This window comes from Rhodococcus sp. (in: high G+C Gram-positive bacteria) (assembly GCF_049591685.1).
Taxonomy (GTDB): domain Bacteria; phylum Actinomycetota; class Actinomycetes; order Mycobacteriales; family Mycobacteriaceae; genus Rhodococcoides.
This window is the reverse complement of the sequence record NZ_JBAWFH010000008.1, coordinates 1-7,956: the sequence shown is the minus strand read 5'-3', so window position 1 is coordinate 7,956 and position 7,956 is coordinate 1. Positions and strand designations below refer to the sequence as shown.

The following is a 7,956-nucleotide window of genomic DNA, read 5'->3' as shown; positions in this document are numbered from 1 at the left end:
GGTGCACACCGACCGTCGTCGATGACTCGACCCTGCGCGTCGACCTCGGGACCATCGATCCGGCGGACGTCATCAAGGCGTTGTTCGACGCGGGACTGCAGGTTCGAGGTCTGTCACAGTCGACGCGACTCGAAGACGTGTTCCTCGATCTGGTCCACAACGACGCCCTCCCCGCGCCCGTCCCGGCCGGATCCGTCTCGACCAAGGACGCACCATGATCACACCCCCGCGACCGGACGAATCGACCAACGCGATGCATTCCGACGGGCGAGCATCCGGCTACACCGCCGGCCGCACACTCCCCTATATGACCGAATTGCGTCGGCAATTCGGGCGTCGCAGAACACAACTCGCCATCGGGTTCCTGGCGCTGTTGCCGGTCATCCTGGCGATTGCGTTCACCGTCGGTAGCTCGTCGTCCGACTCCGACGCCGGCGGGCTCATCGAACTGGGCACCCGCGGTGGTGTGAACTTCACCGTGTTCGCACTGTTCATGTCGGTCGGATTTCTGTTGATCGTCGTCGTTGCGTTGTTCTTCGGCGACTCGGTGGCCAGCGAGGCCTCGTGGTCGTCGCTGCGCTATCTGCTGGCGATCCCGGTTCCCCGAACTCGGCTGCTTCTGCAGAAGGCCCTGGTATCGGCCACGCTGTCGCTTGCTGCCATTGCAGTCCTCGTCCTGGTGTCGCTGGCGCTGGGAACCGTCTTGTACGGCGCCGAGCCACTGGTGACACCCTTCGGCGACGGCTTGGCGTACTCGGAAGCCCTGGGCCGGCTGCTCGTCGCCGTGGCGTACATCGCAGTCAACCTGCTATGGGTAGCCGGACTCGCCATGCTGCTCTCGGTACTGACCGACGCGCCGCTAGGGGCAGTGGGCGGCGCCGTGATGACGTCGATCCTGATGCAGATCCTCGACCAGATCACGGCCCTCGGATCATTGCGCAACTACCTGCCCGGGCACTACGCCAACTCGTGGATCGACGCACTCGCCCCCACGATCGAATGGAACGACATGGTCGTGGGGACGTTCTCCGCCCTCGCCTACGCCGCGGTGTTCGGAACGATCGCCTGGCAGCGGTTCTCCACGAAGGACATCACCAGCTGACGGGTCAGCGCCCGAACACGCCGTCGGGGAACACTCCCTGCTCGACGACGCTGTCACGCCACGGCGTTCCGAGCTCGACGAGGCGCGCCGCTCCGTCTTCGCCCAACGACGTCCACGGCGCGAGGGCGAGGTCGTTGGTGATGTCCTCCACGAGGTTGCGAAGGTCGTGGCCGTGCTCGGTGAGTGTGCCGTCGGCGTCGAGAATTTCGCGATCGCGAAGGCTTTCCGATGCGGCTTCCCACTGCTCGTGGGACCAGCCGCGTCGCTTGCGCGCGAACTCTTTCTCGAACCCCTGCCCCGTCGCCGTGTGGGTGATCAACGCTTCGATCCCGCTGAGTTCGGCAGTCTGCAGTGCGGCAATGTGCCCGTCCCCACGATGTTCACGCAGCAATGTCAATGCGTGCCAGAACACCAGATGCGGCGCATCGGGCCATTCCAGTTCCGAATAGGCGGCGTACAGCGGGCGCCCGTCGTCGCCGGGAATGCCTCGCGCTGCGATGGACGCGAGCTCCGCCGCCTCCGACATTTCCGGCGACACGAGGACTTCGTCGCCCAGCAGGCGTCGGTACGCCTCGTCAAGAGTGCGGTAGCGAATCTCCATGATCCGTTCCGGTGACACGATGGACCAGGCAGCCGGAACGAGCGGGGCGATCTCGTCACGGTTGAAGTTGTAGAACGTGGCCGCAACGACTCCCGCGCCCACCGGCCCGAGGGGAGCCGCGCGCCCGGCGAAGTAACCTGCGCGGCCCTGCAACCCCGCCTCGATGAGCGCGTCCCGAGTCTCGGGAACAAAGTAGGTCAGCGAATGGAGAAGGTTGAGTGCTCGCGCACTCCGGCCGGCGGTGGAAGCGTCCATGACTGAACCGTAGCGAACCCGCCGTCGAGAACCGCCCGCCCGGCTACTTCAGTCCCGCCGCGTCCATCCCCCGCAATTCCTTTTTCAGGTCTTGAATCTCGTCGCGTAGACGACCGGCGAGTTCGAACTGCAGTTCTCGGGCAGCATTCATCATTTGGTCGGTGAGGTTCTTCACCAGCGCGGCCAGTTCTGCTCGCGGCATGGACGTGACGTCCTGACCCTCGTAGACACCGGAGCTGACGGCTCGCCCCTTCTCGCCCTGTGCACGTCGTCCTCGGGAGGCATTGCGTCCCGAACCTCCCACCTCGATGGATTCCTCGGTGTCGTCCGCTTCTTCGTAAACCTGATCGAGGATGTCCGCGATCTTCTTGCGCAGCGGCTGCGGATCGACACCCTTCTCGACGTTGTACGCGATCTGCTTCTCGCGTCTGCGCTCGGTCTCCTCGATCGCGTACTTCATCGAGTCGGTCATCTTGTCGGCGTACATGTGCACTTCGCCCGACACGTTACGAGCGGCACGACCAATGGTCTGAATCAAGCTGGTTCCGCTGCGAAGGAAGCCCTCCTTGTCGGCGTCCAGAATGGCCACCAACGTCACTTCGGGGAGGTCCAGGCCCTCACGCAGCAGGTTGATGCCGATGAGCACGTCGTACTCGCCGAGCCGCAACTGCCGCAGAAGCTCGACGCGGCGCAACGTGTCGATGTCCGAGTGAAGGTAGCGGACCCGGATACCGAGCTCGAGCAGATAGTCGGTGAGATCCTCGGACATCTTCTTCGTCAGCGTGGTGACGAGGATGCGCTCGTCTCTTTCCGCGCGCGCCCGAATTTCGTGAACCAGATCGTCGATCTGTCCCTTGGTGGGCTTGACGACAACCTTCGGGTCGACCAGACCGGTCGGACGAATGACCTGCTCGACGAACTCCCCGCCGGTCTGACCCAACTCGTACTTACCCGGAGTGGCCGACAAGTAGACCGTCTGCCCAATCCGCTGAGTGAACTCCTCCCACGTCAGCGGACGGTTGTCGGTTGCGGACGGCAGCCTGAAGCCGAACTCCACCAGGTTTCGCTTGCGCGACATGTCGCCCTCGTACATGGCACCGATCTGCGGCACCGTCACGTGCGACTCGTCGATGACGAGGAGAAAGTCCTCTGGGAAGTAGTCGATCAACGTTGCGGGAGCAGTGCCGGGGCCACGGCCGTCGATGTGACGCGAATAGTTCTCGATGCCCGAGCAGAACCCGACCTGCTTTATCATCTCGAGGTCGTACTGCGTACGCATGCGAAGGCGCTGAGCCTCGAGCAGCTTGCCCTTGTTTTCGAGTTCCGCGAGCCGCTCCTCGAGCTCCGCCTCGATGTTCTTGACGGCCTTCTCCATGCGCTCCGGACCGGCAACGTAGTGCGTGGCCGGGAAGATACGCACCGAGTCGACTTTCCGAACCGTGTCGCCCGTCAACGGGTGCAGGTAGTACAGCGCCTCGATCTCGTCGCCGAAGAACTCGATGCGCACCGCCAGCTCTTCGTACGACGGAATGATCTCGACGGTATCTCCGCGCACGCGAAAGGAACCGCGCGTGAACGCCATATCGTTGCGCGTGTACTGCACGTCGACGAGCAGCCGCAGCAGAGCGTCGCGGGGTACCTCCACGCCCACCTGCAGGTCGATGGACCTGTCCACGTAGGACTGCGGCGTGCCGAGACCGTAGATGCACGACACCGACGCGACCACCACCACATCGCGCCTGGAGAGTAGATTTGCCGTCGCCGAGTGCCGCAGACGCTCGACGTCGTCGTTGACCGACGAGTCCTTCTCGATGTACGTATCCGTCTGCGCGATGTACGCCTCGGGTTGGTAGTAGTCGTAGTACGACACAAAGTACTCGACGGCATTGTTGGGCAGCATGTCGCGCAGCTCGTTGGCCAACTGCGCCGCCAACGTCTTGTTGGGGGCCATCACCAACGTCGGACGCTGGAGCTTCTCGATGAGCCACGCCGTCGTCGCCGACTTACCGGTACCCGTTGCACCGAGGAGCACCACGTTTTTCTCGTCCGCTCTGATGCGGCGCTCGAGCTCGGCGATGGCCGTCGGCTGATCGCCCGCGGGCTTGTGATCGCTGACTACCTCGAACGCAGGCCCCGTTCGCTCGATAGCTCCGACGGGACGGTGTTCCGAGTGAGCGACCACGGGATGTTCGGATGCAAACGCCATATCACCAGGGTAGACGCGACCACCGACACATTCGATCCTGCGGCCTGTACGAACGCGAACCGGTAGCTTGGTCACCCATGGACGCACCCGCCGAGCCGACCGTTCACGTGCACCCACCGAAGCGCGAATACTTCGATATCGCCGGCCTTACCAACACCGACCCGAAGGGCTTTCTACGGCCCGTCGACGAATACCGGTTGGAGCCCTGGGGTCTCTACATGGCGCGTCCGTCGGACCACCCGCAGTTCGACTACCTGCAGTCATGGTTGATCCCGAGCTTGGGCGTCCGCGCGTCGATCTTCCACTACCTCCCGGGGCACGTGCGCGATCAGAACTACTACCTCGACATCGGAGAGTTCGCCGCCGGTCCGACCGTGTGGACGTCGATCGATCACTACCTGGACATCGTGGTCCGCACCGGGCGGGGCTTCGACTTCCTCGACGCCGACGAACTACTTCAGGCCCGTGTCGAGAATCAGCTCGACGCCGTCACGGCCGAGCTCGCGATGAACCGTTCGGTGTTCGCGGTCGCCGGCCTTGCATCGCACGATTACGACCTCGACGCGTGGCTCGCATCGCTCGACATGCCGACCCGCTGGCGGCCCCGGACCGAACGCTGACCGGTCCGTTCCGAGGAGTCAGAGCGTCCAACCGGAGCCCTCCGCCCACTCCCACGCGCGGACGTACGCCCGATCGAACCACGGCGCTTTCGTGTCGGCGTAGACGACGGAGGCCTCGCAATCATCGGAGCATTCGGCCGCCCGCGCTGACGCCGACTTCTTGATGTCCAGGTATTCCGCTGCAGCGTCGGCGTCGGCTCGAAGCCAGTCCCGGAACAGCAGCCCGAAGCGTTGCCCGGGCCACCCGTCCACCCGGATGGAGATGTCGACGGCCCGACCTGGATCCGCGCTCCCGTGTGATCGCTTGTCCCACAGGGACGGATCTGCTTCCCCACCGATACCGTAGGCCGGCTTCGGTTCGTCGGCTGTGACGCTCGGAACAGCCGGAAACCCGATGTTCTGCAACGGTTTCGCGAGTGCGTCCGCGACTTCCATGCTGGCGACGGTGATTTGAACGTCGATCACGTTCCTGGCGTCGACACCGTCGACTGCGGTGGAACCGATGTGGTCGATTCGCATCGCGGAATCCCCACACGCGACAGCGATCCGGGCCATCAGCCGTCGCGCCTGTGCGGACCACGACGCATCGGCCGCGACAAGGGTGGGTTCTGCGGTCACGACCACACCGTCGCGCATATTGCGCTCGAAGGGGACCAGCCGGTCATACCAGAGGGCACGCACCACATCGTCGAGATCACCCGGCGAACCGCTGTTGTCGAGCCAGACGTCCGCGGCTTCACGTCGGGCCTCGTCCGTCGCCTGTGCTGCCATGCGGGCGCGGGCATCCTGCTCGGGCATATTGCGTTGCTGCACCAAGCGGTTCACACGTTCCTCTGCGTCCACGTGTACGACAGCGACCAATTGAAAGAACGCTCCCATGTTTCCCTCGACCAACAGTGGGATGTCCTGAACGACGACTGCGTCGGCGGGCGCACCCTCGATGATTTCCGCAGTTCGCCGACCTATCAACGGGTGCAGTATCGAATTGAGCTTCCCGCGAGATTCGTCGTCACCGAATGCCCTGGCGGCCAATGCCGGCCGATCGAGCGCACCGCCGGCACCGAGAATCTTGTCACCGAACGCGTCGACGAGCTGTGCCAGCCCGACCGACCCGGGCTCGACGACCTCCCGTGCAATGACATCGGCGTCGACGAGTACACCCCCGAAGCCCGACAGCATCTTCGACACCGTGGACTTGCCTGCTCCTATGCCTCCGGTGAGGCCGAGTCTCAACATCTCTCCAGTCTGTCATCGAACACGCCGAAGCACATCAGCCCCAAATACAGCAGGTTTGCCGTGGTGTCCGTTATCTTCGTCCTGCGAGAGAGATATTTGCCGACCCACTGCAAGCGAAGAGGAACACGATGCGAAGCAATCAGATCCAACCGGGTCGGCACCGTCTCGGCATGGAATCGGGGATTCACGTCATCTTGATTCCCGAGGTTGCCCTGGCGTTGTCCGAACATCGGCGCAACTGGTTCACCAACTTGCTCAGCCCCGCCCGTCACAGCTTCGCATCGATGCGCAAGCGTACCGGTGCAGTCGCTCAGTGGAGCCCCGCCGTCGCAGGTTGAGCCGACCGTCGAAGACGACGATGGACCCGCATTCCTCCACGGAATCGGGTCCATTCTTGTATGCGGCTGGCGCCGCCGGTGTGCGGAAAGTGTCGTTGGAACAGCACTTTTGACGCACGGGCGGCGGAGCCGCATAAAAGGGCCCCGGTTCCGAAACACGGAACCGGGGCCCTTCTGCTTCTCACACCTTTACAGGCGAGCGACTATCAAGCGTTGCCCGACAGCTTCTCACGCAGCGCAGCGAGCTGAGCGTCGCTGGCGAGTGATCCACCGGTCGATGCCGGAGCGGATGCTGCGGGAGCATCGCCTTCGGCGTCGGCGGGTGCCTGACCCGACTCGGAGGAGTAGTTGGTGTTGGCGGCCTCTGCGGCCTCGTCCTTCGCCGTCTTCTCCATCTGAGCGGTGTGCATCTTGTGGCGACGCTCTGCCTCGGCGTAGCGGCCTTCCCACTCTTCACGCTGCTTTTCGTAACCTTCGAGCCATTCGTTGGTCTCGGAGTCGAAGCCCTCGGGGAAGATGTAGTTGCCCTGCTCGTCGTACGAGTCGGCCATTCCGTACTTCGACGGATCGAACTCTTCGGCGTAATCCTCGTTGGCCTGCTTGAGGCTCAACGAAATTCGACGACGCTCGAGATCGATGTCGATGACCTTGACGAGTGCATCGTCGCCGACACCCACGACCTGGTCCGGAACCTCCACGTGGCGCTCGGCCAGCTCGGAGATGTGCACGAGGCCCTCGATGCCCTCTTCGACGCGCACGAAGGCGCCGAACGGAACCAGCTTGGTGACCTTGCCGGGAACGATCTGGCCGATCGCGTGCGTGCGAGCGAACTGACGCCACGGATCTTCCTGAGTTGCCTTGAGCGACAGCGAAACACGCTCGCGGTCCAGGTCGACGTCGAGAACCTCGACGGTGACCTCGGTGCCGACCTCGACAACCTCGGACGGGTGATCGATGTGCTTCCAGGACAGCTCGGAGACGTGCACGAGTCCGTCGACGCCACCCAGGTCCACGAAGGCACCGAAGTTGACGATGGAGGACACGACGCCCTTGCGGACCTGGCCCTTCTGGAGCTGGGTCAGGAAGCCGTGGCGAACCTCGGACTGGGTCTGCTCGAGCCAGGCACGGCGCGACAGGACCACGTTGTTGCGGTTCTTGTCGAGCTCGATGATCTTCGCCTCGAGCGTGCGGCCGACATACGGCTGCAGGTCGCGCACCCGGCGCAGCTCCACAAGGGAGGCCGGCAGGAAGCCACGGAGGCCGATGTCGAGGATGAGACCACCCTTGACGACCTCGATGACGGTGCCGGTGACGACGCCGTCCTCTTCCTTGACCTGCTCGATGGTGCCCCAGGCGCGCTCGTACTGTGCGCGCTTCTTGGACAGGATGAGCCGGCCTTCCTTGTCCTCCTTCTGGAGGACGAGGGCCTCGACGAGGTCTCCGACGGAGACGACCTCGTTGGGGTCGACGTCGTGCTTGATGCTCAGCTCGCGCGAGGGGATGACGCCCTCGGTCTTGTAGCCGATGTCGAGCAGGACCTCGTCGCGGTCGACCTTGACGATCGTGCCTTCGACGATGTCGCCGTCGTTGAAGTACTT

The 7,956-nt window shown here is 63.8% G+C and carries 8 protein-coding genes; 4 read left to right on the top strand and 4 right to left on the bottom strand.

What is annotated here, in order from left to right:
* Window positions 1-218 (top strand): hypothetical protein (locus tag WBQ44_RS00205; protein WP_495564722.1); only part of this gene is annotated, 218 nt, incomplete at its 5' end.
* Window positions 215-1,102, top strand: a complete 888-nt coding sequence (locus tag WBQ44_RS00200; protein ID WP_495564721.1) for an ABC transporter permease — start codon at window positions 215-217, stop codon at window positions 1,100-1,102. The genes WBQ44_RS00205 and WBQ44_RS00200, both read left to right, overlap by 4 nt.
* A 4-nt stretch (window positions 1,103-1,106) precedes the next feature.
* Here the strand turns inward: WBQ44_RS00200 and WBQ44_RS00195 are convergent, their stop codons facing one another.
* Together WBQ44_RS00195 and uvrB are read right to left on the bottom strand one after the other, a co-directional pair.
* The gene (locus WBQ44_RS00195; protein WP_495564720.1) at window positions 1,107-1,958 is read right to left on the bottom strand and encodes an SCO6745 family protein; all 852 of its coding nucleotides are present in this window, start codon (window positions 1,956-1,958) and stop codon (window positions 1,107-1,109) included.
* A gap of 43 nt (window positions 1,959-2,001) precedes the next feature.
* Window positions 2,002-4,164 (bottom strand): excinuclease ABC subunit UvrB, encoded by a 2,163-nt coding sequence (gene uvrB, locus WBQ44_RS00190; protein ID WP_495564719.1) that lies wholly within the window; start codon window positions 4,162-4,164, stop codon window positions 2,002-2,004.
* A 107-nt stretch (window positions 4,165-4,271) separates the two neighbouring features.
* Between uvrB and WBQ44_RS00185 the strand changes: the two genes are divergently transcribed.
* Window positions 4,272-4,784, top strand: coding sequence for a ribonuclease FAU-1 family protein (locus WBQ44_RS00185; RefSeq protein ID WP_495564723.1), 513 nt, complete (start codon window positions 4,272-4,274; stop codon window positions 4,782-4,784).
* An 18-nt stretch (window positions 4,785-4,802) separates the two neighbouring features.
* Here WBQ44_RS00185 and coaE read toward each other — a convergent pair whose 3' ends face one another.
* On the bottom strand, window positions 4,803-6,020 hold the full coding sequence (gene coaE, locus WBQ44_RS00180) for a dephospho-CoA kinase (protein ID WP_495564718.1): 1,218 nt from the start codon (window positions 6,018-6,020) through the stop codon (window positions 4,803-4,805).
* Window positions 6,021-6,148: 128 nt separating this feature from the next.
* On the opposite strand from coaE, the gene WBQ44_RS00175 reads away from it, so the two are divergent.
* Window positions 6,149-6,358: a hypothetical protein gene (locus WBQ44_RS00175; protein ID WP_495564717.1), complete on the top strand. Its 210-nt coding sequence runs from the start codon at window positions 6,149-6,151 to the stop codon at window positions 6,356-6,358.
* Window positions 6,359-6,564: 206 nt separating this feature from the next.
* On the opposite strand, the gene rpsA is transcribed toward WBQ44_RS00175, so the two are convergent.
* Window positions 6,565-7,956: 30S ribosomal protein S1 (gene rpsA / locus WBQ44_RS00170; RefSeq protein WP_495564716.1), on the bottom strand; the 1,392-nt coding region annotated here is incomplete at its 5' end.